Origin of the sequence: Dyadobacter linearis (assembly GCF_907165045.1) — a bacterium.
GTDB lineage: Bacteria > Bacteroidota > Bacteroidia > Cytophagales > Spirosomataceae > Dyadobacter > Dyadobacter linearis.
Genome location: NZ_CAJRAU010000003.1, coordinates 414,428 through 440,998, shown reverse-complemented (window position 1 = coordinate 440,998; position 26,571 = coordinate 414,428). Strand labels below are relative to the sequence as shown.

Here is a 26,571-nt window from a genome sequence, read left to right as displayed (position 1 = left end):
AAAAATGGCCGGCAATGCGCCGGCCATTTTTTATGGGATAATGTATTTGCTGATCAGCTTAGATAAACTTGTTGATCAGGTTTTCAAGGTATTCCTGTCTGCCGGAGATAATCGCCGGTTCACCGTTTGTTGCCGCCAGATCAAAAAGATCTTCCAGTTTCAATGCACCGTTTTCAAATTCAGCACCTTTTCCACCGTCGAAACTTGCATATCTGTTCGTACGGATCTTGTCGTATTCGCCGTTCTGAATGATTTTGTCAGCCACAACAAGTGCTCTTGCCACCGTGTCGATACCGCCGATATGTGCGTGGAATACATCCTCCATATCAGTTGAGTTACGGCGACGTTTCGCGTCAAAGTTGATACCGCCGCCCTGCAAGCCACCTGCTTTCAGGATCACAAGCAATGCTTTTGTCCATTCTGCCAGATCGTTCGGGAATTGGTCGGTGTCCCAGCCATTTTGGTAATCACCGCGGTTGGCGTCGATTGATCCCAGGATACCGGCGTCTGCTGCCACTTGCAATTCATGCTCGAAAGTATGTCCCGCCAATGTAGCGTGGTTTACTTCCAGGTTTAATGCGAAATCGTTCAACAGATCGTGGTGGCGAAGGAAGCCGATCACAGTCGCTGCATCGTAATCATATTGGTGCTTGGTAGGCTCGCAGGGTTTTGGCTCGATAAAGAACTTACCTTTGAAACCATTCGCACGAGCATACGCTACCGACATTTTAAGCATTTGCGCAAAGTGCTCCTGCTCTCTCTTCATATCCGTATTCAAAAGGGTCATATATCCCTCACGGCCTCCCCAGAATACATAGTTTTCTCCGCCCAGAGCGATCGTCGCATCCAGCGCCATTTTCACCTGTGCACCTGCGTGTGTTACCACAGCAAAGTCAGGGTTTGTGGAGGCGCCATTCATGTAACGGTGGTGACCGAACAGGTTAGCTGTTCCCCAAAGCAGTTTTACACCAGATTCCTTTTGTTTCTGACCCAGGTATTCAGTCAGGGTTTGCAGGCGCTTTTCGTTCGTTTTTACATCGTCGTCATAATCCACTACGTCCACATCGTGGAAGCAATAGTAGGGTAGTCCCAACTTGGTGATTAATTCAAATGCTGCATCTGCTTTATCTTTCGCACGGTCAACTGCGTCTGCTTTTTTATCCCATGGGTAAAAAAGAGTAGGTCCGCCGAAAGGATCCAAGCCTGATCCGCAGAATGTATGCCAGTAAGCAACCGCGAACCGCAAGTGATCTTTCATGCTTTTGCCGCCGATGATACGGTTTTCATCGTACCAGCGATATGCCAACGGGTTATCTGTTTCGGGTCCTTCAAAAGCGATTTTCCCGACTCCTTTAAAGTACTCCTGTTCTCCGAGTAAGATGCTCATTGTGATTATAAGTGTAAGATTGACAATTGATAGTGCAATACTATTACTTTTTTCTGAATTTTTTGCAGTCCTGAAACAAAAAGAGGAGCAGAAATGAATTCTGCTCCTCTCAGTGAAATATTATTTTTATTTATCTCAGAAAAACTTAGCTCTGTTATCTTCGATTTTCGCGTTATCCCGGATCGCCTCATTCACGAGGTAAGACGTTCTGCCTTCCAGTGATTGGGTCAGCTGCGTTTTGTATTGTGTAAAATCTGCAATTTTAGGAGCTTCTGTTTTGTTCAGCAGTTCTACGATGAAAACACCGTTCTCGCCTGTGAATACGTCTGATTTCTGACCAGCTTTCAGACCAAATGCTTTTCCCAATGCGATCGGATCAAATCCTGCGCTGGTAAGGAAACCGGTGGCCAGTGAAATATCATTTGCTGATTCAACCAATGCGCCTGCACCATATTTCTTGGCAATTGCATCCAGATCGCCGGTCGCGCCTTTCAGCTTGGCTGTGATTTGTTCCGCTTTGATCTGGTTACGTACCTTGGTAGTAAGCTCATCACGGAAATCATTCACTTTCACATCTTTTGCATCCGATTTGCCGGTAAGAACAGCCACGATATATTGTTCTTCTGTTTCAAATACCGGAGATACCGAGTTGATTTTAGAATCGTCTTTGAAAGCCCATCTTACAATCTCACGACCATTTTTGATCGCATTGATATTGGTTGAAGACTCAGGAATACGGTTTGCTGTCGCTACGATCAGGTTTTTATTTTTCTTAACCTCCGCGTCAAACTGTTCTTTTGTTTTAATAGAATTAACAAATTCATCCGCTTTTCTGTAAGCTTCGTCACGTGTTGCCTGACTTGGCGCGATCGTTTTTCCTATTGCAGCAATGCGGTACAGCGTATTCGATTTTGTGTCTGTTACCTTGATAATGTGGAAACCGAACTGGCTTTCTACAAGTCTTGGGATCAAACCAGGTGCGGTAGCAGAGAAAACTGCATCTTCAAATGGCTTTACCATTGCACCGTTGTTCTGGAAATAGTCAAGGTCACCACCACGCTGGGCCGAGCCCGGATCAGCGCTGGAAGTAGCAGCCAAAGCTTCGAAATTTGCTCCTGCTTTAATCTGGGCAAGAATACCTTCGGCTCTTACACGGGCAGCCGCTTTTGCTGAATCCGACTGATTTTCTGCACGGATCAGAATGTGGCTGGCTCTTGCAGATGAGACTGTATCAGAGCGGGTACCGCCGTATTTGTAGATATAATAAGTATTTTCTTCCCGGTAAGGTCCGTAAACACCACCTGGCACGAAAGTCTTAACTGCTTCTTTCAATTGGTCTGACATATTTGCCAAAGACATATTGATAGGAAGCGGAATATCTGAATTCATGCTCGCAAAAGCCGAATCGTTGGGTGCAGCTGCAAGACCTCTCGCCAATTCTTTGATCTCTGCATAAAGTGCAGCACTGTCATCCTTTGCAGGTTGTACCGGGAAAGTAACGTACTCGATCGAGCGGGTATCTGTTCCCTTATATTCTTTGCGGTGCGCGCTGAGGTAATCTTCCAGCTGCGCGTCGGTAACTTTGATCGTTGTATCTACAACCGAGAAATAAGGTACGTACAGGTAACGTAAGTTGGCTTTCGTGTTTTGCGCTACATATTCTTTCTCAGCCTGTGCTTTCGGAGTATAAGTAGAAAGTCTCAGCAGGTTTTCATATTTACTGCGGGTACGTTCTTCACGAAGGCTTTTCTCGAAATTCTCCCACGATTTTTGTTGTTCGATCGGAAGCGTTTTAAGATTTTTCAGATAGTTGATAACTGCATTTTTATCAAATTTTCCGGTGGTAGGATCCGAAAATGCTTGTAGAATCGATGGGCTGATGTGGTTTCCCTGAACCATATCGTATAGTTCGTCATCTGTAACAGTCAGTCCCAGCTTGTCGAATTGGCTTTTATAAGCAATATCCACTACGAACTGGTTCCAGGCCTGATCTCTCAGAGAAGCAAGCTCGCCTTCATTAAGGCTGCGTCCCGATTGCGCTTCGTAGTTCTGGCGGAATCCATCGACCCTGCCCTGGAAATCTTTTATGTTAATTTCTTTGCCGGCTATCTCGCCTACAACCTGGTTATTGTTTCCTCCAAGCATTGAATTGGGGCCCATAAGATCGCCGCCAATCATAAAAAGAATTAAACTGATAGCGATTACCGTCACGGCAATCCCGGATTTCTCTCTGATCTTGTTAATTAAAGCCATTTTCTCGATTCAAAATTAGTGCGCAAAATAAAATCTTTTCTTCGTGGAAAGCAAGACCTTAGATTCTCAATTTCACGAATTGAATGCAACGTGAGTCGCTGCGCGTTAGGGTTAAGATAGGATTAGGTAATATACTGATATTAAGACATGTGTTTCAGGTTCAAAGCATACAGCACGGCCATGAAAATACTCAGGAAGATACCCGCCATCGCATTGATCACTCCAAGCCAGCCACCTATCAGGAAAAGGGGCGCTAGAAATGCGACCGCAATGCCAGCCAGATAGAGATAGTACCCTTTCTTATTCAGGTTCCACATTAAATAGGCTGCATAAAGCGCAAGAGATTCAAAGATCAGCATAATGATCGCCGCAGTCCTGACAGAATCAGCAGTGGTCTGTTTGATCACGGATTCGAACATTTTGTCCATTGTTTCGGTATCTGCGGTTGCTTTCTGAGTATCCAGACTTTCACGCACAGTCTCGAAAGTCTCCCTGGTTTTGTCGGCCATGATCTCAGGACTCCATAGTTTTTCGGAATGTGTCCAAAGACCGGAAACGGCACTCATAAAGGTAAGAAAACACAGAATAGTGAGGAAAGTCGGACGTATTGCGGGAGCACTCATTGAGTAAGATAATCAGCAGGTCAGTTTAGCCTGCCATGTAAAATTTGCGGATTTAGATGAAAACACCAAAGCCGATTTGAATATTCTTAACGTCCAACATACATTTGTCGTTCAGGTTTGACTTAATATTCAACAACACAAAAACCATTATCATGAGCCTTCAAACACTTACCGAGCGCGTAACAAATATGCTCGGCACAGACAGCGGACTGAATGCGACCGCGAAATTTGTAACCGAAGAAGGTACTGTATACGTCGATGGAAAATCGGTGCCGAATTCAGTTTCAAATGAAGATAAGGAAGCAGATTGCACTTTTGAGGTTTCGACTAAAAATGCATTGAAACTCATGGATGGGGACTTAAATGCGATGATGGCTTTAATGTCGGGCAAGCTGAAAATCGACGGGGATATGGGCGTGGCTATGAAAATCGCTGAAACTTTCGGGGGTAAATAGTAGGGCTGGAATAGCGCTGGCTTTTCATCGAGACGGGTTTGTTTTATAAAGAACCTGCACTTCAAAATGGAAAATCAGCAGGCAGAGTCCGTACAGGAGATTAATCGCAGAAAATTCGTCAAAGCCGGCGCAATAGCGGCTGCAAGCTTTATGATCGTTCCTCGCCATGTGCTGGGGAAGGGATTTATTCCTCCAAGTGACAAGCTTAATATCGCCGCCGTGGGCTGTGGCGGCAAAGCCGATGTGAATATCAGGCTTGCATATAATAATGGTGCAGATAATATGGTCGCGCTCTGCGATGTAGACGACCGCCAGTCCGAAAAATACAGAAAGCAGTTTCCAAAAGCGCCCTATTACAGGGACTACCGGAAAATGCTGGAAAAGGAAGCCAAAAACATCGACGCTGTCCTGATCACAACCCCGGATCACATGCACTTCCCAATCGCAATGTCTTGCATTGAGTTAGGAAAGCACGTGTATGTTGAAAAACCGCTGACGAAGGATATCTGGGAAGCCAGGAACCTGACGCAGGCCGCTAAAAAGTACAAAGTAGTAACTCAAATGGGCAACCAGGGCAGCAGTAGCGACGGTACCCGGCAAACGGAAGCTATTGTTCAATCGGGCGTTATCGGTGATGTTTATAAAATTGAAGTATGGACCGACCGCCCGGTTTGGCCGCAGGGTGTAAAATCTCCAAAAGATAAAAATGAATCTCAGCCAATCCCGAAAGAAGTAGACTGGGATCTCTGGCTTGGTAATGCTCCAAAACGACCATATCACGAAGCTTATATGCCTTTTCGGTGGCGCGGTTACTGGGATTTCGGTACCGGCGCGCTTGGTGATATGGGTTGTCACTTTATAGATGTACCCTTTCGCGCGATGAAGCTCGGGTACCCTACTTCCGTCGAATGCAGCGTAGGCTCGGTATATTCCGATTTTTTCAGCCAGGCATTTTTCGATGACGTTTGCCCGCCTTCTTCCTCGATACATTTAAAATTCGCTTCAAAAACGCCCGGAAAGGAAATCAGCTTTTCTTGGTACGACGGCGGAATCAGGCCGCAGTTACCCGATGGTTGTGACTACAAAACTGTTTTTGGTAGTGTGGACGGCGGAATGCTGTTTATTGGTACCAAAGGCATTTTAAGTGCAGAAATGTTTGGTGAAAATCCCAGACTATGGCCGGAGAAGCAGTTTGAGAATGTGCGGCTGAATATCAATCCGCGTGAACTGGTACCCGGCGGCCCCGCAGGCCACCAGCAGCAATTTGTTCAGGCTTGCAAAAAAGGATTTGGCGCTTACACCAGCTCTTCATTCGATCAATCGGGCCCGCTCACTGAAATCGTTTTAATGGGAAACCTGGCAGTAAGAAGTTACCTGCACCGCGAAGCCAAGGCCGACGGAAAAGGATTCACTTTCCCCGGCCGGCAAAAGCTGATCTGGGACGGGGATAATATGAAGATCACCAATTTCGATATCGCCAATCAGTTTGTCAAAAGGGAATATAGAAAGGGCTGGTAGCCTTCGTTCGTCGAGCACGCCAGCCCGACGATTACAAGACCAACTCTCTTAAATACATTTGTATCGTATTTTCAAGACCCAGGTAAAGTGCGTCGGAGATCAGTGCGTGGCCGATAGAAACTTCGTCCATCCAGGGAATACTTTGTTTGAGGAAACGCAGATTGTCCAGGCTGAGATCGTGGCCGGCATTTAAGCCCAAACCTACTTCTCTTGCAGTTTCAGCGGCTGCTACGAATGGTAACACTGCTTTTTGTCTGTTCTCAAAATAGCCTGCGGCGTAAGGTTCTGTATAAAGCTCCACGCGATCGGCGCCGCATATTTTAGCTCCTTCTACCATTTTTTGATCCGGATCCACAAAAACAGATACACGAATGCCGGCAGACTTGAAAATGCTGATCAGATCTGTCAGTTCACTCTTATTATTAATGGTATCCCAGCCTGCATTTGAAGTAATGGCGTGCAATGCGTCTGGCACGAGCGTAACCTGGTCGGGCTTGTTGGCCAATACCAGCTCGACGAATTTTTTTTCGGAAGGATTACCCTCGATATTGAATTCAGTAGTAACCACTTCTTTCAGATCATACACATCCTGGTAACGAATGTGCCGCTCGTCGGGCCGCGGGTGAACTGTAATACCTTGTGCACCAAATCGCTCACAATCCAGCGCCACTTTCAGTACATTAGGATTATCACCGCCGCGGGAATTGCGCAGGGTAGCAATTTTGTTGATGTTAACGCTTAGGCGAGTCATTTTTTAATGATTGAATGATTGAATGATTGAATGAGTGAATGATTTAGCTAATACTTGTTGAAGGCGCTAATGAGCGATCGGGTGCAATGAATGCTTTGATTCGGGTTATTTGGGACGAATCTCTTAAATTCGCCGATTGCAAATTTAGTGTTCACTAGTTCAAAATACGTTTTATAAACAATTAATCAAATATTCATCGCGCCGGCACCCGGCAATTCAGTCATTCAATCATTCAATCATTCAACATTAAAAACATGTCTTTAAAAACACAAGTCGAGTCGGGTATAAAAGATGCAATGCGGGCCAAGGACCAGGATACTTTACGTGCACTCCGCGCTATTAAGTCCTTGATTTTATTGGAAGAAACAAAAGGCGGCGCGAGCGGTGAGCTGACTTCTGATGACGAGCTGAAATTGCTGACCAAAGCTGCCAAGCAACGTCGTGAATCAGCCGATATTTACAAGACGCAAAACCGTGAGGATCTTCTGCAAAAAGAGGAGGCAGAATTAGCGGTCATCGAACAATTCCTGCCAAAACAACTTACGGAGGACGAAGTGAAGGCGAAATTGCAGGAAATTATTACCCGCATAGGAGCTTCGGCGCCTTCTGATATGGGCAAAGTAATGGGCGTGGCGACCAAGGAACTGGCTGGCCAGGCCGACGGAAAAGTAGTATCTGCATTGGTGAAGGGATTGCTCGCATGAAATTACTGGATGTAATCATCCTCATTCCGCTTTTGTGGGGTGCATTACATGGTTACCGCAAAGGTTTGCTGATCGAAATTATCGGAATAGCAGGTTTTGCGGTCGCTATGGTTTTAGGATTTAAATTTTTAGGGCTCGGAATGGAGGTATTAACACCCTATTTCAGCGATAGTATGGCAAAGCGGATCCTGCCATATATCGGGTTTTCAGTGATTTTCTTTCCTACCATATTCTTATTAAATCAATTCGGATATATGATCCGGCGCTCGCTGAGGTATTCTATTCTGGGTACTTTCGACAGTTTTGCTGGCGCGATGGTGGGCGTTTTTACGTGGGTTTTCGGGATCAGCGTTTTCTTCTGGCTGGTCGATATGATCGGAGTGAAAATTCCGGCGCACCGCACGGATGATACTTATCTTTATCCGCTGGTGGTACCTATTGCGCCCAATCTGATCACCAAAGCATTGTCCATTATGCCCGCAGGTACCGACCTGATCCGCGAGTGGAAAAGTGAATATCTAACCGATTGAACTTTCAGAATCAGCGCCGGGTTAAGTTTTCGTTGCTGACTTTCAGTACCTTTGCAGCTCAAACAGGCTGAATGCAAAACGCATTTGACCCAAAAAAATAACAATGACCGGAATACAAGACAAGCAGGATATCCGAAAATTGACAGTCGATCAGCTGAAAGGCTGGATGGCCGAGCACGGAGAAAAAGCTTTCAGGGCGAAGCAGATATATGAATGGATCTGGAAAAAATCCTCCCATTCATTCGCCGAAATGACCAATCTTTCCCTTCCTACCCGCCAGTTGATGGATGAGCATTTTGTCATTCATAATATGGAAGTGGCAAAACAGCAGCAGAGTAATGACGGTACGATCAAATCTGCATTCAGATTATTTGACGGAAATCTGGTAGAAGGCGTTTTAATCCCTGCCACAGACAGAATGACCGCCTGCGTGAGCAGCCAGGTTGGTTGCTCGCTTACCTGCAAATTTTGCGCAACCGGATATATGGACCGCAAACGCAACCTGGAAGCTGGCGAAATTTACGATCAGGTAGTGGCGATCGCGCGCCAGGCGGAAGGAAGTTTCAATGCGCCGCTTACCAATATTGTGTATATGGGAATGGGCGAGCCGCTTTTGAACTATACAAATGTTCTGAAATCCATCGAGCACATTACCTCGCCGGAGGGACTGAATATGTCGCCAAAACGCATTACCGTTTCTACTGCGGGCATTGCGAAAATGATCAAAAAGCTGGGCGACGACGAAGTGCGTTTTCGGCTTGCATTGTCGCTCCACGCGGCAAATGATGCCAAAAGAAATCAGATCATGCCGATCAATGAATCCAATTCACTCGATAACCTGGCGGAGGCTCTGAACCATTTTTACAGAAAAACGGGCAACAGGATTACCTTCGAATATATCGTATTCAATAATTTCAATGATACTTTGCAGGACGCGAAAGAGTTGTGGGAGTTTACCAAACGCGTTCCTGCTAGGGTGAATATCATCGAATATAATCCGATTGCAGAAGCCGATTTCAAGAATACGGAAGGGGATAAGCTAGATAAGTTTGCCGGGTTTCTGGATGATCGTGGCGTATCTGTGCACGTGCGCAGAAGTCGTGGGAAAGATATCGACGCGGCGTGCGGCCAGCTTGCAAATAAGGAGACAGCATAAAACTTTGGCTTAACAATTTGTTAATATTGCATCGCTCAAGAATAAGTAGCTTTGTGCTGTTTATAAATAAACTTATATACTTCTTCTATGTTTGGTCTTGAAACCGACATCTTTATTCTCCTCGCTTTTAGCCTTTTAGCCGCCTGCGCATTCGAATTTGTCAATGGTTTTCACGATACTGCCAATGCGGTCGCTACTGTGATTTATACAAATTCCCTGAAACCAAATGTGGCCGTAGTTTGGTCTGGTTTTATGAATTTCTGCGGTGTTTTCTTTGGTGGAATAGCAGTAGCAATGGGTATTGTCAACCTGCTTCCCGTCGAATTGCTCATTGATCAAAACGTTTATCATAGTGCCGCAATGGTCTTCGCGCTGCTTTTCAGCGCGATCATCTGGAACCTGGGTACCTGGTATTTTGGCTTGCCTAGTTCGAGCTCCCATACATTGATCGGCTCTATTTTAGGGGTAGGTCTTGCATTTACATTCATGCCCGAGAATTCCAATGCAGCGGGTGTAAACTGGTCGAAGGCAAAAGAATTGTTCATGTCGCTGCTGACTTCTCCGATCTTCGGTTTTGCATTGGCGATCATCATTATGTTCATATTAAGGCGGTCACTTTCAAAGCCTTTACGTGAAATCGTTTTCAGTGAGCCCAAGAAAAATCAGCCGCCTCCAATCTGGATCCGCGCTATTTTGATCACAACCTGTACATTAGTAAGCTTTTTCCACGGTTCCAACGACGGACAAAAAGGAGTAGGGTTGGTAATGTTGATATTGATTGGAATTGTGCCTGCACATTTTGCATTGGACAATAGCCAGGATCCTATTCAAATGAAAGCGGATCTGATCGGTATCGAGCAGGCGGTTTCAAAAATTGATTCTTCCAGACTTTCAGTTACAGATCGCCACAATCTGGCGACAATTAAACATGAAATTACCAACCTGAATGCACAGGTAAGCGACTCGCTGCCGGAACATAAATTACCGTTGGAAAAAAGAATGGACGCCCGTCGCTCATTGCTTTTGATCAGCCGCAATACAAAAACGATCCTTGATAACGGACATGCAAACCTGGGTCCGGCCGATGCTGCTTACCTTAAAATGCAGTCGGGAAGTGAGCAGGGTATCAGACGTTACACGGATTACGCGCCGGACTGGGTTATTTTGATGATCTCACTTTCGCTGGGTCTGGGTACAATGGTGGGCTGGAAACGTATTGTGGTGACGATTGGTGAAAAAATCGGGAAACAACATTTGACTTATGCGCAAGGTGCTTCTGCTGAGCTCGTTGCAGCCAGTACGATCGGTGTTTCGTCTTACCTCGGCTTGCCGGTGAGTACAACGCACGTACTTTCTTCCGGGATCGCGGGTTCGATGGTAGCCAGTAAAGGTGTCAAAAACTTACAGGGTGGAACAGTCCGGAATATCGTAATTGCCTGGATATTAACATTACCGGTCACTATGCTGCTTTCAGGAACGTTATATGCGTTTTTTCGCTGGATATTATAAGTAAGAAATTTTGTTGGATTGAAGCCGGGGCGGAAACGTTCCGGCTTTTCCATTTATAAACCGCGTCGCACTTTCTTTGCTTTGGATTGGTTTTAATATCGTAATTTCGAAAAGGAGTTTTAATATCAATTAGAGCCAATTATTCACCAGAATGACAACTATTGAAGAGCAGGTAAACCGTTACGGGTATGTCACCGAAGCTGTTGCCGAAGATATCGATCTGATCGCCGAGATCACGAGGTTAAAGAAAGAAAAGAATGCAGTGATCCTCGCACACTATTATGTGGACGCTGAAATTCAGGATCTTGCGGATTATATTGGTGACAGTCTCGGTCTTTCTCAGCAGGCGGCTGCGACGGAGGCAGATATGATCATCTTCTGCGGCGTACATTTCATGGGCGAAACTGCAAAAATTCTGAGCCCCAATAAAAAAGTCGTTATTCCTGATCTCAACGCAGGATGTTCGCTCGCGGATTCTGCACCCGCCGACAAATTTGCTGCATTCAAGGCGCAATATCCCGATCATATTGTGATCAGTTATATCAACTGTTCCGCAGAAATTAAGGCTTTGACGGATATTGTTTGTACGTCCTCAAATGCATTGCAGATCGTTGAGAGTTTGCCGAAAGATCAGAAAATTATATTTGCTCCCGATGCAAACTTAGGAAGATATGTCGCGCATAAAACAGGTCGGGATATGGTTTTGTGGGACGGCGCCTGCATTGTTCACATTGATATTTCGAGGGAAAAATTGAAGCAGTTGCAGGATGAAAATCCGGATGCATTGCTGATTGCGCACCCTGAGTGTAAGGAAGATATATTGAAGCAGGCGGATTATGTTAGTTCGACGACCGGGCTATTGAAGTTTGTTAAAGAATCTAACCATACCAAGTTTATAGTTGCGACCGAAGCAGGCATTTTACACAAAATGAAGCAATCGGTGCCGGACAAAAAACTGATCCCTGCGCCAGGTTCGGACAACAATACCTGTGCATGCTCAGAATGTCCATACATGAAGATGAATACGTTAGAAAAAGTTTATAATGCACTTTATTATGAGCAGCCGGAGATTTTTGTACCGGAAGATATCAGGCTGAAAGCCTACGAATCAGTGGCCCGCATGCTGGAACTGAGCAAAGGTATCTAATCTTATAATTTGTATTTTTCTCTCAATTTATGCCCCAGTTTGATTTTCTGATTATTGGTTCGGGTATTGCCGGACTCAGTTACGCGGCCAAACTCGCCAGACATTTTGATTCCCTGAAACAGGAGAAGTCCATTGCCGTGATCACGAAAGTTCAGGCTGACGAAACGAACACTAAATATGCACAAGGCGGTATTGCGGTCGTTTGGGCAGAATCGGATTCATTTGAAAAGCATATTCAGGATACGATGGACGCGGGCGACGAGGTCAACAAGCGGAATATCGTCGAAATCGTTGTGCGCGAAGCGCCCGAGCGAATCCAGGAACTGATTGATTATGGTACCCGGTTCGACAAGGAAAGCGGGGGAGAATATGACCTGGCCAAAGAAGGCGGACACTCGGATAACCGGATTTTACATTTCAAGGATATTACCGGCGCTGAAATCGAGCGGGCACTTTTGGAAGAAGTGAACCGGCACAAAAGCATTCAGATATTCACCCACTATTATGCTGTCGAACTGATCACGCAGCACCATTTGGGCGAGACCGTTTATCGTTACCAGGAGGATATCAAGTGTTTTGGCGCGTATGTTCTGAACCGCCAGACCGGAGATGTGGAAAAATTCATAGCAAAAACTACGATGCTCGCGACCGGCGGGATCGGGAATATCTACCAAAGTACTACCAACCCGACGATAGCGACCGGCGACGGAATCGCGATGGCTTACCGGGCAAAAGGGATTTGCGACAATATGGAATTTATTCAGTTCCACCCCACCAGCTTCTATAAACCGGGTCAAAAACCTTCATTCCTGATCTCCGAGGCAGTTCGCGGTTTTGGAGGGATATTGAAAAGAGCTGATGGAAGTACATTTATGGAAAATTACGATTCCAGGCTTTCACTTGCGCCGCGCGATATTGTAGCCCGGGCTATTGACTCAGAAATGAAGAAGAACGGGGTGGATCATGTTTACCTCGATGTGCGTCATTGCGATTATGAAAAGTTCGTTGAGCATTTTCCAAATATCACAGAATACTGTCTGAACGAGGGAATTGATGTACGGAAAGATATGATCCCGGTGGTGCCTGCGCAACATTATATGTGCGGAGGAATCCGGGTGAATGAATGGGGTAAAACTAATATTGACTTTTTATACGCAGTTGGGGAATGTGCCTGTACAGGTTTGCACGGATCCAACAGGTTGGCTTCCAATTCATTGCTGGAAGCAGTAGTTTTTGGCCACCGGGCTTATGAGAGCACAATATCCAGTTTTGAAAATGCCTTTACTCCTGATAATATCCCAGAATGGGACGATTCCGGCACTACGCACCCCGAAGAGCAGGTATTGGTCACAGAAATGACGCGGGAGCTGAATAGTATCATGTCCAATTACGTAGGTATCGTCCGCACCGACCGAAGGATGAAACGCGCCTACGACCGGCTTGAATTGCTGCATCAGGAGCACGAAGATCTGTATCGCGAATCCAAAATTTCCGTAGCAATATGCGAGCTGCGGAATATGATCTCTGTTTCGTATCTGATCATTAAAATGGCTATGGCGCGAAGAGAAAACATCGGCCTGCACTACAATGCGGATCGCGTCGCGTAGATCGAGTCGCGTAGATCGCGTCGCGTAAAAAAATCACTTACTGGCAATTGCGTGACGACCTTTCTTGGTAACCGCGCGTTGCCAGACATTTTGACCGATTTTTTCACCCAGATAAGTGCCTTCTTCCACGCCGTCGCGGTAGTGTATTCCGCCATAAACCCGACTCATCGAAGCATCCCAATAGGCTTCTTTAAACGATTTAAAGGATTTTACACCATGCCCGTATTTCTTTTCAGTCGAATCTGTAAAAGCTACATTGTCGCCGATCAGGTTCGTTAATACTACTCCGCACGCGGCCGAGATCGTGCTGTGCCCACTTACATATTCCGGGAAAGCCGGTGTTTCGAGGAATGGTCGCCAGTTTGGGTCCCAGTTATTATTGATCACCGTTTCGGGCCGGATTCTCACAGTCCTGTACTTTTCATCCCAGCATGCTGAAAACGCGTCAAACAGTGCCAATGCGCCCAATGTATATGCTTCGGTGGAGCGGATCAGATCCAGCTTTTTGTCTGTCGATACCGTTCTGATAATAGCGAGCCAGTGTCCGGCGGGAGTCATTTTCTTGTTTGCGAACATTGCGTGGCCGACTACATTGGTAACAAATGCATTATCATCCCAAAAATAGGCAGCTGCCTTTTGCTCTTCGGTCAGCGTTTTGCCGGTATTGTAAACCTCCATCGCCAACTTCATAAACTTGCTGTTTTTGTCAAGATCGTACTTGGCCGGGGGCGGGCAACGGAACTGTGTGATCGAATCTAATGTGAAAGTCCGGACCGTATTCCACATAGGTTCACAAGCATCGGCGTAAGCGGGCGGCGTCGGTACCCAGGTGCCGGGCGCGTGGGTTACCGTATACCTGTAACCACGGATTTCCTTATAGTGATCTTTGGAAGAATATTGCATCACATGCTTCGCAACCGAATCACCGTATGCTAGTGACCGTTCGTATACTTCTTCCGGAATTCCCATGTTTTGATACTTCTCAAAAAGCCCTTTTTCATACTTATCCCACATATCACCTGAGAAAGTCAGTGTGCGGCCCACGGAAGTAAATGCCCGGATACTAGCCAGGGGAAAGCAATAGGCAAGCGAGGAATCAGGCTTTGGCGGTGCTGTAAACTTGACCAGCTGGCCTGCAAGAGATTGATATTCAGGATACCCGGGCACTAGTGCTTCGTAAGCAGCCAGGAACGAATAACTGTAAATGCGGCTTGCAACCGGCGGTTTGAAAATATCGTGGATGATCACGTCCGTCAGGTAGGTAGCGGTTTCGTGGAAAAGCGCTGGATCTGCCGCCTTTGCATTGTATTCGGCTGGCGTGAGCTCTTTTTTACAACTAAAACAAAAGGCGAGAGTGATCAGGGAGAGTAAGCTTAATCTCATTACAAGTAGATAGGTGGGTAAAGACAGTAGCAGTTAAGAATGCGAATATAAATAATCAATCAGTGGTTACCAATTCTGGATTAAAGAACGAATAATTGTAACTTATATATTACAATAACTGCATTTCCAGCTAAATAAGTGATATATATTGTTATTTTCTTATAAATTATAGACTATAACCGTGAACGCTTTCTTTTGTTAAATAATTAATATCTTTTTGTACAATCGCATGAGTAAATCATTCTGATATGTACTTATCGAAGGGATTTTGCAGGCGCTGTAAATCGAATTGTGTTAAAAGTACACCCTCTGAATTAATGACTGAACGTTTCAACCACCCTTAAAAAAAGCGTATGTAAAAACTTTCCGATCCAACTCTTCTTTGACTTGTAGACTACTTCCGTGACTGGGAGAATTTTTCAGCTCTACGTTCCGTGCTTATACGGTTAAGCAACTTTCAATTACCACTTTTAACTCTAAATTTTAATCTATGAGATTTTCTACTGATTGGGTACCCCGTGTCGTGTCGCGTGGTATTTTTTCACTTCTCCTCATGCTTGCTTTTGTGACAGCCGCCCACGCGCAGAACACAATCAAAGGTAAGATCAAGGATGAGCAAGGCCAGGCATTGCCGGGTGTAAGTGTAGTCGTAAAAGGGACTACCGCTGGGACTGTGACCGACAACGAGGGTAACTACACTGTGAATGCAGAAAGAAATGCCACGCTCGTCTATTCATTTATCGGTTACCTGACCCAGGAAATTGCGATCGGGAACAGGAATTCTGTCGATATCACGCTGCAAACTGATACCAAAGCACTGGAAGAGGTAGTGGTTGTAGGTTACGGTACCGCCAAAAAAGCGACGCTTACCGGTTCAGTTACAGCGGTTAAGGGAGCCGAATTGCAAAAAGCACCGGCAGCCAACTTATCAAATACATTGGGCGGCCGCCTTCCGGGTGTTTCTGCTGTACAGGCAAGTGGTGAACCAGGTTATGATGGATCGGCGATCCGTATCCGGGGTACTAACTCTCTGGGTAACAGCAATGCACTGATCGTTGTCGACGGGGTACCAAACAGAAGCGGTGGTCTTGACCGGATCAACCCTGCTGATATTGAAAGTATTTCGGTTTTGAAAGATGCTGCGGCTGCGATTTACGGTTCACGCGCCGGTAACGGGGTTATCCTGATTACTACCAAACGCGGAAAAACCGGCAAGCCGATGATTTCGTACGATGTGAACCTGGGGTTGTCTGCACCAACGCGTACTCCGGAAATGTCGAATGCAGAAGAATATGCGACAATCCGTAACGAATTGCAGATTTACGATAACCTGCCTGTGGGACAATGGGGCGGTGCTTTGCAAGGATTTAATTCAAACGGATCCTATACCCGTACCGACAATCAAAATGTGGTTAATGCAGTTTTCAAGCCGGAGGATATTCAAAAATTCAGAGACCAATCTTCGCCTCTGCTTTACCCTGATACAGACTGGTACGGTTCGGTACTTCGTAAATGGGCACCTCAGCAGCGCCATAACCTGCAATTGACAGGTGGTAGCGAGAATATCAAATACCTTGCCTCGATCGGGCACATCAAGCAGGACGGATATTACATCAATTCTGCAACCGGTTACAAGCAATATGATATGCGTATCAATCTTGATACAAAAATCAATAAATATGTAACTGCTAATCTGGGACTTACACTGCGCGAAGAGCACAGGCATTTCCCAAGTGGTGGAAACAGCGCGCAGGCGATTTTCCGTATGTTAATGCGTGGAAAGCCGACTGAAATCGCAATCTGGCCAGACGGTCGCCCGGGTCCTGATATTGAAAATGGTCAGAACCCTGCGGTTATCACAACCAATACAACTGGTTATAACAACGATAAAAGGGATTATATCCAGACTAACGGTGGACTTGAAATTCAGATTCCAGGCGTATCCGGGCTGAAAGTAAACGTGATGGCGGCTCTGGATAAGCAGCTGCGTCGTCAGAAAAACTTCGAAACGCCGTGGACTTTGTATTCATGGCCTGACAAATCTAAATTCGAAGCCGATGGCGTAAGCCCGCTCCTTAGCGGAACAGTTCGCTCTACTTTCAAAGATCCTCGTTTGAGAGAAAGTGCTTCTCAGGAGCTTTCAATCCAGCTTACTGGTCAGGTTTCTTACGAAAAATCTGTTGGCGCGCATAACTTCAATGTGATGGCGGGTATCCAGAATGAGAAAGTGGACGCAGACGGATTCTTCGCATTCCGCCGCTACTTCATCTCTCCGGTAGTTGACCAGCTTTTCGCGGGTGGTACTGCCGAGCAGGATATCAATAACTTCGATTTGTATAAAAGAGCGCGTTTGAGCTACTTCGGTCGTGCGGGTTATAACTACAAAGAGAAATATCTGGCTGAATTCCTGTGGCGTGTGGATGGTTCTTACGTATTTCCAAAAGAAGGCCGTTTCGGATTCTTCCCTGGTGTTTCGGCAGGATGGAGGGTTTCGGAGGAAGATTTCTGGAAAAACAATATCCGCTTCCTGAACAATGTGAAAGTACGCGGATCGTGGGGCCAAATGGGTGCTGAACCTTATTTCCTTGGAACAGAAACATTGGCTGAATACCAATATCTGTCTACAATGGGCTTCGGAAGCTACATTATCGGCGATCAGGTTGCTAAGACTTTGCTCGAATCACGCGTTGCGAACAAGAACTTCACCTGGGAGGTTGCCAACAATACCAACTTCGGTATCGAGGGTACACTGTTCCGTGATAAAGTCGCTTTCGAATTTGATTATTTCGTAAACAACCGTTCTAATATCCTGATCCCTAAGGCTGGTTCTACACCTTCAACTGCCGGTATCGACGGAAAGCTTCCTCCTCAAAACCTGGGTAAGCTGCAAAACAAAGGATGGGAATTTAAAGTGAGCTACGATGGTAATGCGGGTGATTTCACGTATTCTGTCAGTGTAAATGGTGGTTTTGCTAAAAATGAGATTAAATACTGGGATGAAACGCCGGGTGCTCCTTCTTATCAGAGATCTACCGGAATGCCTTACAACTCATTCCTAGTCTATCAGTTTGACGGTGCATTCAGAGACCAGGCTGAGATCGATGCCAATCAAATCGATTACAGCCCGATCACTGGTAACCTGAGACCAGGTGATATGAAGTTCAAAGATGTGAATGGTGATAAGAAAATCAGTGCGGATGACCGCGTGCGCAGCGAGAAAGTGCAGCGTCCATGGTTTACAGGCGGTGCTTCTATCAACCTTGGCTACAAAGCATTTGACCTTTCAGTATTGTTCCAGGGCGCTACCGGCGGTTTGCAGATCATCGGTCTGACAGAATCCGGCGACATTGGTAACTACCTGAAATATGACTTCGACCACCGCTGGACGATCGATAACCCAACTAGCGAGTACCCACGTTTGACAAACCGTAACAACCGTTACTACACCAACACTGGTCAGGCTGGTATCAACGACTACTTCCTGAAAAGCAGCAATTACCTGCGTTTGAAAAACATCGAACTGGGTTATAACCTGCCTTCTGAGATCGGATCGAAAGTCGGGTTGAGCAATCTGAGAATTTATGTGAACGGACTGAACCTGCTTACGATCGACAAGATCAAAGTGTGGGATCCGGAAGCGACCAGAAATGATGGTCAGTATTATCCTCAGGCAAAAATTATGAGCGCTGGTGTACGTTTGGCATTTTAATGAAAACAAATATGAAATTAAGATATAAAGGTTTAGCTATCGTAATGCTGTTGGCGGGCGGTTTGGCATCGTGCGATACCGAGTTCCTCGACGTAACGCCACCGACCGAAATCCCGACCGAGGAGGTTTGGAAAGACGGGGCATTGGCAGAAGGTTTTGTAACGGGTAATTATGGAGGACTTCAGCAGGGTGGATTTAGTGAGCAAATGCTCGCTTCCCTCACGGACGAAGCCGTTTTTACCCACACTGGTCGTAATATCAATACAGTGACCGAAGGAAGTTTAAGCCCGTCCAATCTGGGCTGGGTTGACGCGACTTACGGATGGAGCCAGATGTATACGCAGGTTCGTAATGCAAATATTGCACTGAACAACCTGCCTATCGCTACTTTCACTGACGAGGCGCTTAAAAGCAGACTGATCGGAGAAGCTTACTTCCTGAGAGCTTACTACTATCAGCAGCTGGTGCGTTACTATGGATCTGTTCCTATCATCAAAAAAGTGTACAAACTGAATGAAGATTATTCGGTGGCACGTAACACTTTTGACGAATGTATCAAGGCGATCGTAAGTGACTGCGACAGTGCTGCATTGTTATTGAAAGGGAAAAATCTTGCAAAAGGCCGCGCCACTGAGGCAGCTGCTTTGTCACTGAAAGCGAGGGTACTCCTTTACGCAGCAAGTGATTTGCACGATATCCCGACTGCCAAAGCGAAATCTTCGGTAATCGCAGGCTATCCTAATCCGGAATTCCTTGGATACACAACCGGCGACCGCAAAGCGCGCTGGCAGGCTGCGCAGGTAGCTGCGAAAGCTGCTTTGGACGCAACAATAGGCGGAGGTTTCAAGCTGAACCTGGCTGCCCCCGTAACTCCGGAACAAGGTAAACTTAACTATGTATCGATCGCAATGGGCGGCGCAAGTGCTGACAAAACCCTTGATGCAAGTGCCGGAAGTGAGATCGTTTTTGGCCGTTATTTCTCGCCAAGTATGAACGAAGGCGCGCGCCAGACAGGTTTGAACAACGGTCCTAACGGATACCACAACTGGGCAGGTAATACGCCGATCGGTACGTTGGTTGACGATTACCAGATGATGGACGGAACACCTTTTTCATGGACAAACCCTGTTCACAAGGTGAGCCCGTACACAAACCGTGATCCGCGTCTTTATGCAACTGTAATGTACGATGGTGCACCCTGGAAGCCACGTCCTTCCGATGCCAAAGATCCGGCCAACCAAATTCAGACAGGCGCTTATGATTTGCTTGATGACAAAGGTGCGTTGATCAACCGCAAAGGATTAGATACCAGAAGCAGCTCAATAGAAGACTGGAATGGTAGCCGCACAGGATATTACATGCGTAAATTTATCGACCCAAATCCAGGTTTATATGACAATACCGACCGCCAGAACATCCCGTGGCCATTTATTCGCGTTACTGAAAACGTATTCAATTACGTAGAGGCAAGCATTGAATTGGGTCAGGATGCAATTGCGTTGGAATGGTTGAACAAAATCCGTTTCCGCGTCGGTATGCCTGCATTGAAAGTATCGGGAGCTGCATTAAAAGATGCTTTACGTCACGAGAAAAGGGTTGAAATGGCTTATGAGGAACATCGCTACCACGATGCACGTCGGTGGATGATCGCTGAGGCTACATTGGGCCGGCCACTTCAATACATCAACGTGATCGGTAAATTCAAGGCGGGTAAGTCGATGAAAGAGCCTTATCATTACGATCCGACGGTTTACGATTATACTTACACGCCGGTGGAGGAAAAGTCTCACGAAAATCGGAAATGGGTGGATAAAATGTACTTCCGTCCGTTCAGCCGCGATGAGATCAATCGGAATGCGTTGTTGGTTCAAAACCCTGGATACGACAAATAGTATTATTTTATTGATTATTTTTACAGAAACTATGTCTTCGAAAAGGAGACATAGTTTCTTTTTTCTATCCCTACTAATAATCCTAGTTCGCTGTTATGATGAGCGCCAGATCCTGGAAATCGGGTATTTTGATATTGCTATTCGGTTTGACGCTCGCTTCCTGCAAAAAAGACGCGGAGACGGAAAAGCCGGAAGAGAACACCGGACCGACACTTTTTACACTGCTCGCCCCGGAAAAAACCAAGATCGATTTTGCCAATACATTGACAGAAGGTTTGAATACCAATGTGTTGATGTACGAATATTTCTATAACGGTGGCGGCGTGGCTGTCGGCGATTTAAATGGCGATGGGCTCGAAGATATTTACTTCACCGGCAATATGGTTTCTAACAAACTATACCTCAATAAAGGGAATATGGTTTTTGAAGATATTACAGCTCAGGCTGGGGTAGGAGGTAGAGAAAAACCGTGGAAAACGGGCGTGACGATGGCCGATGTAAATGGGGACGGGAAGTTGGATATCTACGTTTGTTACTCAGGAAATGTATCTCCTGAAAGTCTAAGGAACCAGCTTTTTATAAATAAAGGAAACGGCGCAAATGGAATTCCTCAGTTTGAAGAGGTGGCATATAAATATGGTTTAGGCGATCCCAGCAACAGTACCCAGGCCGCTTTTTTTGATTTTGACAAAGATGGCGATCTGGATATGTTCCTGCTCAATCATAATCCCAAGTCGCTGCCGATCCTTGACGAGGCCAGTACTGCGGACATTTTAAAGAAGAATGATCCCGTGACAGGAGTGAGATTATTTCGTAACGATCAGAAAGGCGGCGAACCGATTTTTACCGATATCACCGAAAAGGCTGGCATTCTCAGCTCGCCGCTGACTTATGGGCTGGGCATTGGTATTGCCGATATTAACCAGGACGGCTGGCAGGATATGTACATTTCCAACGACTATTCGGTGCCAGATTTTATGTATATCAATAATAAAAACGGGACGTTTACGGATGTGATCGGAGAAGGGATTGGGCATACTTCACATTCATCAATGGGAAACGATATTGCCGACTTCAACAACGACGGGCTGCCGGATATTTTTACACTCGATATGCTGCCGGAAGATAACAGAAGGCAGAAACTCCTCGCGGGCCTCGACAATTATGAATTGTTTGATTTCAATGTAAAAGTCGGCTTTCACCACCAGTATATGCGGAATATGCTGCAACTGAACGAGGGCGCGGGCAAAGGTTCCAAGGTCCCTGTTTTTTCAGAAATAGGTCAGCTTGCGGGCGTTTCGAATACCGATTGGAGCTGGGCATCGCTGTTTGCCGATTATGATAATGACGGCTGGAAAGACCTTTTTATCACAAATGGTAACCTCCGGGACTTCACTAATATGGATTTTGTCAAATTCATGGGCGACCATTTAAAGCGGATAGAGGGTCAGGTGAAGCGGGAAGATGTGCTGCAAATGGTCTACCAAATGCCTTCTTCCAATATGAAAAACTATCTTTTTAAAAATGGCAAAAACCTCACATTCAGCAATGTAGCCGACAGCTGGGGGCTGGGAGAAGTGTCAAACAGCGGAGGAGCGGCTTATGCAGATCTGGACAACGACGGTGATCTGGATCTGATCGTCAATAACATCAATAAACCAGCATTTATTTACCAAAATGATGGAGATAAGCTCTTGAAAAACAACTATTTAAAAATAGAACTCGAAGGCGAAGGAAAGAATACACTAGGCGCCGGCGCAAAGGTTACCATTTACCAAAAAGGCCAGAAACAATATCTCGAACAAATGCCGACACGCGGTTACCAGTCCAGCGTTTCACCGATTTTGCATTTCGGTTTGGGAAAAGAAACGAGCATTGATTCGCTTTCGATAACCTGGCTGAGCGGTAAGCAGCAAAAATTGATTTTGCCTAAAATCAACCAGCAACTGGTACTGGCCGAGAGCAATGCAAAAGCGACCAGGCCCTCGACGAAAAATAGCAACCCGATATTCATTCCCGTCACTTCTCCGATCGCATTCAAAAGTGCGTCCAGCCAGACAAATGATTTTAAAAGACAGCCGCTGTTGATCAATCCGATCTCATTTTCAGGACCTTGTTTGGTAAAAGGCGATATCAATGGCGACGGGCTGGAAGATGTTTTTGCAGGCGGCGGGGCTGGGGAACCTTCGAAATTATACATTCAGCAGAGAGGTGGTGCTTTTACTAATAAGCCGGTCGGTGCATTCGAGGCAGATAAGCATTCAGAAGATACGGATGCAGCCTTTTTTGATGCAAATGGTGACGGTTTTCAGGATTTGTTTGTGTGCAGCGGCGGCTATGCGAGCTTCATGCCCGAGGATCCGTTGCTGCAAAGCCGGCTGTATATCAATGACGGAAAAGGAAATTTAACCAAAAACACTACTGCACTACCTAAAATGCTCACCAGTACCAGCTGCGTGCGGGTTGCCGATCTGAACGGAGATTCTAAACCGGACCTTTTTGTAGGCGGTCGCGTGATTCCCGGCAGGTATCCCGAGGCGCCCAGAAGTTATATTCTGATCAATGATGGAAAAGGTAATTTTTCAGATCAAACCAAAAACTGGAATGCCGACCTGGAAAGGATCGGACTGGTTACCGACGCGGCCTGGACAGATCTTAATAATGACAAAAAACCTGATCTGGTATTGGTAGGAGAGTGGATGCCGGTGACAGTACTGATCAATACCAATGGCAAACTGGAAAATAAAACGACCGATTATTTCGACAAACCTTACAAAGGCTGGTGGAATAAAATACTCGTGGATGATTTCAATGGGGACGGAAAACAGGATTTGGTGATCGGGAATCTGGGTCTGAATACGCAATGCAAAGCCAGCGACAAAGAGCCGGTGCAAATGCTTTACAAAGATTTTGACGACAACGGGTCCGTCGATCCGATCATGAGTTTTTATATTCAGGGGAAAAGTTACCCTTATGTGACGCGCGACGAAATGCTGGATCAAATGAGCATTATGCGTACCCGTTTTCAGGATTACAAGAGTTATGCGGATGCTTCTGTTAAAGAGATATTCACGCCGGAAGAACTTGAAGGAGCGAAAGAGCTGGAATCCAATTATTTGAAAACGGCTTATTTCGAAGGCAATGCAGCCGGGAAGTTTGTTGAAAAAGCGCTGCCGTTGGAAGTCCAAAATTCACCAGTTTACACCATCACCAGCCTCGATTATGATGGCGACGGTAAAAAAGACCTTTTGCTTTGCGGAAATGTGAGCAAGGCGCGCCTGCGTTTTGGAAAGTATGACGCCAATTATGGTGTTTTACTAAAAAATAATGGCAAAGGTCAGTTCAGCTATATTCGTCAGAACGATTCGGGATTTATATTAAAAGGCGATGTGAGAAGCGTTTTGCCGGTGGGTAATAAGTTGTTGTTTGGGATAAATCAAAAGGAAATCAAAGCATATCAGGTTGGCAAAGTTCAGTAAGATCATTATAATAGTCGCCTCCGTTTGTCTGTGGTTTGGTTGCGCAAAAGAGCGGAAGGAGCATTTTGTCAGTCCGGACGCGATAGGGCAGGTGACGCTGCAAATGACCGACGTGATGGTCCACGACGTGACAAACCCGCCGCTGAGCGCCCGCTTTTTTTCCTATGCCTGTCTGGCGGGATACGAAGTTGTGGCGCAGCATGATACCGCATTCAAAAGCATGAACGGCGTTTTAAACGGTTTTCCTGAAATCGTGAAACCGGCTGTTGAAACCTATTCCTACCAGCTCGCGGCGATCATGGCGATGCTGGAAACCGCCAAGAAAATGCAACCCTCCGGCGCACTTTTGCAGAAGTACCAGGACAAACTGGTTGATTCATGCAGGACGCTGGGCTGGGACGAGGAGGTTCTGGCTGGTTCCAAAACTTATGGAATAGAGATGAGCAAGCAGATCCTGAAATACGCGAAAGCTGATAAATACAATCTGATCAGCAACTTCCCAAGATACGAGCCGCGCAGGACGCCAGGGACCTGGTACCCGACTCCACCAGGCTATTTCCCGCCAGTAGAGCCCTATTTCGCAACTGTTCGACCATTTACGCTCGACTCCGCCTCGCAATTTCCGCCTCCTCCACCGGTAGCGTTCTCGGAAAATAAGAATTCAGAATTCTTTAAACTAATGCAGCAGAATTACGATGACAAAATGGAGCAGGAACACCGGGTTACTGCGGCTTTCTGGGACTGTAATCCGTTTGCACTGGAAAATAAAGGACATTTATTGGTAGGCATGAAGAAAATCTCGCCGGGCGCGCATTGGATGGGGATCACGGATATTGCGTGCCGGCAAGCGAAGGCCGATTTTGGGAAAACGCTGCTCATTAATACCTCGGTCGCGATCGGGTTAATGGACAGTTTTATGACGTGCTGGGACGAAAAGTACAGAAGCAATCGCATTCGTCCCGAAACGGCGATCCGCAAGTATATTGACCCAACCTGGACCCCATTTCTACAAACCCCGCCTTTCCCTGAATACCTCAGCGGACATTCCGTGATCTCGACTTGCTCAGCAGTTATCCTGACGCATTATTTGGGCGAAAATTTTGCCTATACCGATTCAGTAGAAGAGCGGTTCAATTTAAAAGCCCGCAAATTTCCGTCTTTCATGGCCGCCGCGCTCGAATCCGGCATGTCCAGATTTTATGGTGGAATACACTTCATGGACGCAATCACCAACGGGCAAAAGCAAGGGCAGCAAGTTGGGGATTGGGTGATCGGGACTTTGGAACGCCACGATTAAATTTCACTTAACTCTTTTTCAAGAAAATCAATCAGGCTGATAATCTTGACATTGTGACTTGTATTGTAAGTGTCACTTCCCGGCGTGATGATAAATTTATATGCAGGATTTAAATCCTCAGTACAACTTATAAATCCTCGGGAGACTGTGGGAGCATTACTCAACTTAATCTCGATACATGCGACCGGCGTAATTCCTCTGACCAAAATCAGATCACACTCGGCTCCGGTCTGGGTCCTGTAAAAAAACATATTAATGTCGTGTTGAGCTCGTTGATAAATTTGCTCAATAACATATCCTTCCCAGGAAGCACCAACTCCCGGATGTCCTGACAGCTCCTCTGGATTCGGGATATTCAGCAGCCGGTGCAGAATGCCCGTGTCACGAACATATACTTTGGGAGATTTAATCAATCTTTTTTTAGCGTTTACGAACCAGGGTTGAAGGCGTTTGACCATATATCCGCCCTCTAGAAAACTTACGTACCGCAAAACAGTTGGAGCACTTACCCCAAGAGACCTCGCGAAGATTTCAGCATTCCATAGATTGCCATTCGAATGAGCAAGCATGTTCCAGAAATTACGTAAGGTTGTCGGCACCAGCTCCACACTAAAAAGGTGCGCTAAGTCTCTCTCCGCATAACTTCGAATGAAATCGTCAAGCCATTTGGTGGCTTCCTTGTCATTTCCGGAAAGTAAAGCCTCCGGAAATCCGCCTCTGAACCAATGGTCACGCATCGAGATTTCATCAGGCAGTTCCGGTAATCCGATTGGGGTTAATTCAATATAGGAGATTCTGCCGGCAAGCGATTCCGAAACGCCCTTGATCAGGGCAGGTGAAGCAGAACCCAAAATAATAAATCTTCCTGGCGTTCGCTCGGCGTCTATCAATGGCCGTAGTAGTGAAAATAGTTCTGGTTGTAATTGGATCTCATCAATGATTACGCAGTTTGCGCTCAGATTTTCAAGAAAAGTGTAGGGATCGCTTAGTTTCACCTGATCCCTTGGGTTTTCTATATCAAGATAGGTGAAGGATTTTTTACTTGAAGTCGCAAGGCTTTTTGCCAGTGTGGTTTTTCCGACCTGCCTAGGACCAAGAATTGCGACCGCCGGCGTCTTCGCTAGCCGCTCCTCAATTATAGATTGGATATTGCGATTTATCATAAATGCAA

Annotated in this window: 18 protein-coding genes; 12 read left to right on the top strand and 6 right to left on the bottom strand. The window is 46.1% G+C overall.

What is annotated here, in order from left to right:
* Positions 1-58: 58 nt before the first annotated feature.
* The 3 genes from xylA to KOD92_RS12290 form a co-directional block, all read right to left on the bottom strand.
* Positions 59-1,387 (bottom strand): xylose isomerase, encoded by a 1,329-nt coding sequence (gene xylA, locus KOD92_RS12300; RefSeq protein ID WP_215233868.1) that lies wholly within the window; start codon positions 1,385-1,387, stop codon positions 59-61.
* 135 nt (positions 1,388-1,522) lie between these two features.
* Positions 1,523-3,640, bottom strand: coding sequence for a peptidylprolyl isomerase (locus KOD92_RS12295; RefSeq protein WP_215233867.1), 2,118 nt, complete (start codon positions 3,638-3,640; stop codon positions 1,523-1,525).
* Between the two features lie 140 nt (positions 3,641-3,780).
* Positions 3,781-4,206, bottom strand: a complete 426-nt coding sequence (locus tag KOD92_RS12290; RefSeq protein WP_215233866.1) for a hypothetical protein — start codon at positions 4,204-4,206, stop codon at positions 3,781-3,783.
* 209 nt (positions 4,207-4,415) lie between these two features.
* Between KOD92_RS12290 and KOD92_RS12285 the strand changes: the two genes are divergently transcribed.
* Together KOD92_RS12285 and KOD92_RS12280 are read left to right on the top strand one after the other, a co-directional pair.
* Positions 4,416-4,718 carry an SCP2 sterol-binding domain-containing protein gene (locus tag KOD92_RS12285; protein WP_215233865.1) on the top strand — a complete coding sequence of 101 codons (303 nt, stop codon included), beginning with the start codon at positions 4,416-4,418 and terminating at the stop codon, positions 4,716-4,718.
* A gap of 66 nt (positions 4,719-4,784) precedes the next feature.
* A complete protein-coding gene (locus KOD92_RS12280) occupies positions 4,785-6,236 on the top strand; it encodes a Gfo/Idh/MocA family protein (protein WP_215233864.1) in 1,452 nt (483 codons plus the stop codon).
* Between the two features lie 31 nt (positions 6,237-6,267).
* Here KOD92_RS12280 and KOD92_RS12275 read toward each other — a convergent pair whose 3' ends face one another.
* The gene (locus KOD92_RS12275; RefSeq protein ID WP_215233863.1) at positions 6,268-6,987 is read right to left on the bottom strand and encodes a pyridoxine 5'-phosphate synthase; all 720 of its coding nucleotides are present in this window, start codon (positions 6,985-6,987) and stop codon (positions 6,268-6,270) included.
* 254 nt (positions 6,988-7,241) lie between these two features.
* Between KOD92_RS12275 and KOD92_RS12270 the strand changes: the two genes are divergently transcribed.
* The 6 genes from KOD92_RS12270 (at position 7,242) to nadB (ending at position 13,640) form a co-directional block, all read left to right on the top strand.
* The gene (locus tag KOD92_RS12270; RefSeq protein WP_215233862.1) at positions 7,242-7,691 is read left to right on the top strand and encodes a GatB/YqeY domain-containing protein; all 450 of its coding nucleotides are present in this window, start codon (positions 7,242-7,244) and stop codon (positions 7,689-7,691) included.
* Positions 7,688-8,221 (top strand): CvpA family protein, encoded by a 534-nt coding sequence (locus KOD92_RS12265; RefSeq protein WP_215233861.1) that lies wholly within the window; start codon positions 7,688-7,690, stop codon positions 8,219-8,221. The genes KOD92_RS12270 and KOD92_RS12265 overlap by 4 nt, the downstream gene beginning before the upstream one ends.
* A gap of 103 nt (positions 8,222-8,324) precedes the next feature.
* Positions 8,325-9,377 carry a 23S rRNA (adenine(2503)-C(2))-methyltransferase RlmN gene (gene rlmN / locus KOD92_RS12260; RefSeq protein WP_215233860.1) on the top strand — a complete coding sequence of 351 codons (1,053 nt, stop codon included), beginning with the start codon at positions 8,325-8,327 and terminating at the stop codon, positions 9,375-9,377.
* Positions 9,378-9,464: 87 nt separating this feature from the next.
* Positions 9,465-10,886 carry an inorganic phosphate transporter gene (locus KOD92_RS12255; RefSeq protein ID WP_215233859.1) on the top strand — a complete coding sequence of 474 codons (1,422 nt, stop codon included), beginning with the start codon at positions 9,465-9,467 and terminating at the stop codon, positions 10,884-10,886.
* Positions 10,887-11,037: 151 nt separating this feature from the next.
* Complete coding sequence (gene nadA, locus KOD92_RS12250; protein WP_215233858.1) at positions 11,038-12,033, top strand: quinolinate synthase NadA; 996 nt, start codon at positions 11,038-11,040, stop codon at positions 12,031-12,033.
* Positions 12,034-12,062: 29 nt separating this feature from the next.
* A complete protein-coding gene (gene nadB, locus KOD92_RS12245; RefSeq protein ID WP_215233857.1) occupies positions 12,063-13,640 on the top strand; it encodes an L-aspartate oxidase in 1,578 nt (525 codons plus the stop codon).
* Positions 13,641-13,673: 33 nt separating this feature from the next.
* Here the strand turns inward: nadB and KOD92_RS12240 are convergent, their stop codons facing one another.
* Positions 13,674-15,023 (bottom strand): vanadium-dependent haloperoxidase, encoded by a 1,350-nt coding sequence (locus tag KOD92_RS12240; RefSeq protein WP_215233856.1) that lies wholly within the window; start codon positions 15,021-15,023, stop codon positions 13,674-13,676.
* Positions 15,024-15,576: 553 nt separating this feature from the next.
* Between KOD92_RS12240 and KOD92_RS12235 the strand changes: the two genes are divergently transcribed.
* The 4 genes from KOD92_RS12235 (at position 15,577) to KOD92_RS12220 (ending at position 25,400) form a co-directional block, all read left to right on the top strand.
* Positions 15,577-18,732 (top strand): SusC/RagA family TonB-linked outer membrane protein, encoded by a 3,156-nt coding sequence (locus KOD92_RS12235; protein WP_215234303.1) that lies wholly within the window; start codon positions 15,577-15,579, stop codon positions 18,730-18,732.
* An 11-nt stretch (positions 18,733-18,743) separates the two neighbouring features.
* Entirely contained in the window at positions 18,744-20,624 is a 1,881-nt protein-coding gene (locus KOD92_RS12230; protein ID WP_215233855.1) for a RagB/SusD family nutrient uptake outer membrane protein, read from the top strand.
* Positions 20,625-20,719: 95 nt separating this feature from the next.
* The gene (locus tag KOD92_RS12225; RefSeq protein WP_229254650.1) at positions 20,720-24,103 is read left to right on the top strand and encodes a VCBS repeat-containing protein; all 3,384 of its coding nucleotides are present in this window, start codon (positions 20,720-20,722) and stop codon (positions 24,101-24,103) included.
* The gene (locus tag KOD92_RS12220) at positions 24,087-25,400 is read left to right on the top strand and encodes a vanadium-dependent haloperoxidase (RefSeq protein WP_229254649.1); all 1,314 of its coding nucleotides are present in this window, start codon (positions 24,087-24,089) and stop codon (positions 25,398-25,400) included. Before KOD92_RS12225 ends, KOD92_RS12220 begins: the two co-directional genes overlap by 17 nt.
* On the opposite strand, the gene KOD92_RS12215 is transcribed toward KOD92_RS12220, so the two are convergent.
* The gene (locus tag KOD92_RS12215) at positions 25,397-26,563 is read right to left on the bottom strand and encodes an ATP-binding protein (RefSeq protein ID WP_215233854.1); all 1,167 of its coding nucleotides are present in this window, start codon (positions 26,561-26,563) and stop codon (positions 25,397-25,399) included. The two genes, KOD92_RS12220 and KOD92_RS12215, sit on opposite strands and share 4 nt — an antisense overlap.
* Positions 26,564-26,571: the final 8 nt, after the last annotated feature.

Excerpts from the sequence above, each read along its gene's own strand:
- xylA (WP_215233868.1), bottom strand. The coding sequence starts at position 1,387 with ATGAGCATCTTACTCGGAGAACAGGAGTACTTTAAAGGAGTCGGGAAA.
- KOD92_RS12295 (WP_215233867.1), bottom strand. The coding sequence starts at position 3,640 with ATGGCTTTAATTAACAAGATCAGAGAGAAATCCGGGATTGCCGTGACG.
- KOD92_RS12290 (WP_215233866.1), bottom strand. The coding sequence starts at position 4,206 with ATGAGTGCCGTTTCCGGTCTTTGGACACATTCCGAAAAACTATGGAGT.
- KOD92_RS12285 (WP_215233865.1), top strand. The coding sequence starts at position 4,416 with ATGAGCCTTCAAACACTTACCGAGCGCGTAACAAATATGCTCGGCACA.
- KOD92_RS12280 (WP_215233864.1), top strand. The coding sequence starts at position 4,785 with ATGGAAAATCAGCAGGCAGAGTCCGTACAGGAGATTAATCGCAGAAAA.
- KOD92_RS12275 (WP_215233863.1), bottom strand. The coding sequence starts at position 6,987 with ATGACTCGCCTAAGCGTTAACATCAACAAAATTGCTACCCTGCGCAAT.
- KOD92_RS12270 (WP_215233862.1), top strand. The coding sequence starts at position 7,242 with ATGTCTTTAAAAACACAAGTCGAGTCGGGTATAAAAGATGCAATGCGG.
- KOD92_RS12265 (WP_215233861.1), top strand. The coding sequence starts at position 7,688 with ATGAAATTACTGGATGTAATCATCCTCATTCCGCTTTTGTGGGGTGCA.
- rlmN (WP_215233860.1), top strand. The coding sequence starts at position 8,325 with ATGACCGGAATACAAGACAAGCAGGATATCCGAAAATTGACAGTCGAT.
- KOD92_RS12255 (WP_215233859.1), top strand. The coding sequence starts at position 9,465 with ATGTTTGGTCTTGAAACCGACATCTTTATTCTCCTCGCTTTTAGCCTT.
- nadA (WP_215233858.1), top strand. The coding sequence starts at position 11,038 with ATGACAACTATTGAAGAGCAGGTAAACCGTTACGGGTATGTCACCGAA.
- nadB (WP_215233857.1), top strand. The coding sequence starts at position 12,063 with ATGCCCCAGTTTGATTTTCTGATTATTGGTTCGGGTATTGCCGGACTC.
- KOD92_RS12240 (WP_215233856.1), bottom strand. The coding sequence starts at position 15,023 with ATGAGATTAAGCTTACTCTCCCTGATCACTCTCGCCTTTTGTTTTAGT.
- KOD92_RS12235 (WP_215234303.1), top strand. The coding sequence starts at position 15,577 with ATGCTTGCTTTTGTGACAGCCGCCCACGCGCAGAACACAATCAAAGGT.
- KOD92_RS12230 (WP_215233855.1), top strand. The coding sequence starts at position 18,744 with ATGAAATTAAGATATAAAGGTTTAGCTATCGTAATGCTGTTGGCGGGC.
- KOD92_RS12225 (WP_229254650.1), top strand. The coding sequence starts at position 20,720 with ATGATGAGCGCCAGATCCTGGAAATCGGGTATTTTGATATTGCTATTC.
- KOD92_RS12215 (WP_215233854.1), bottom strand. The coding sequence starts at position 26,563 with ATGATAAATCGCAATATCCAATCTATAATTGAGGAGCGGCTAGCGAAG.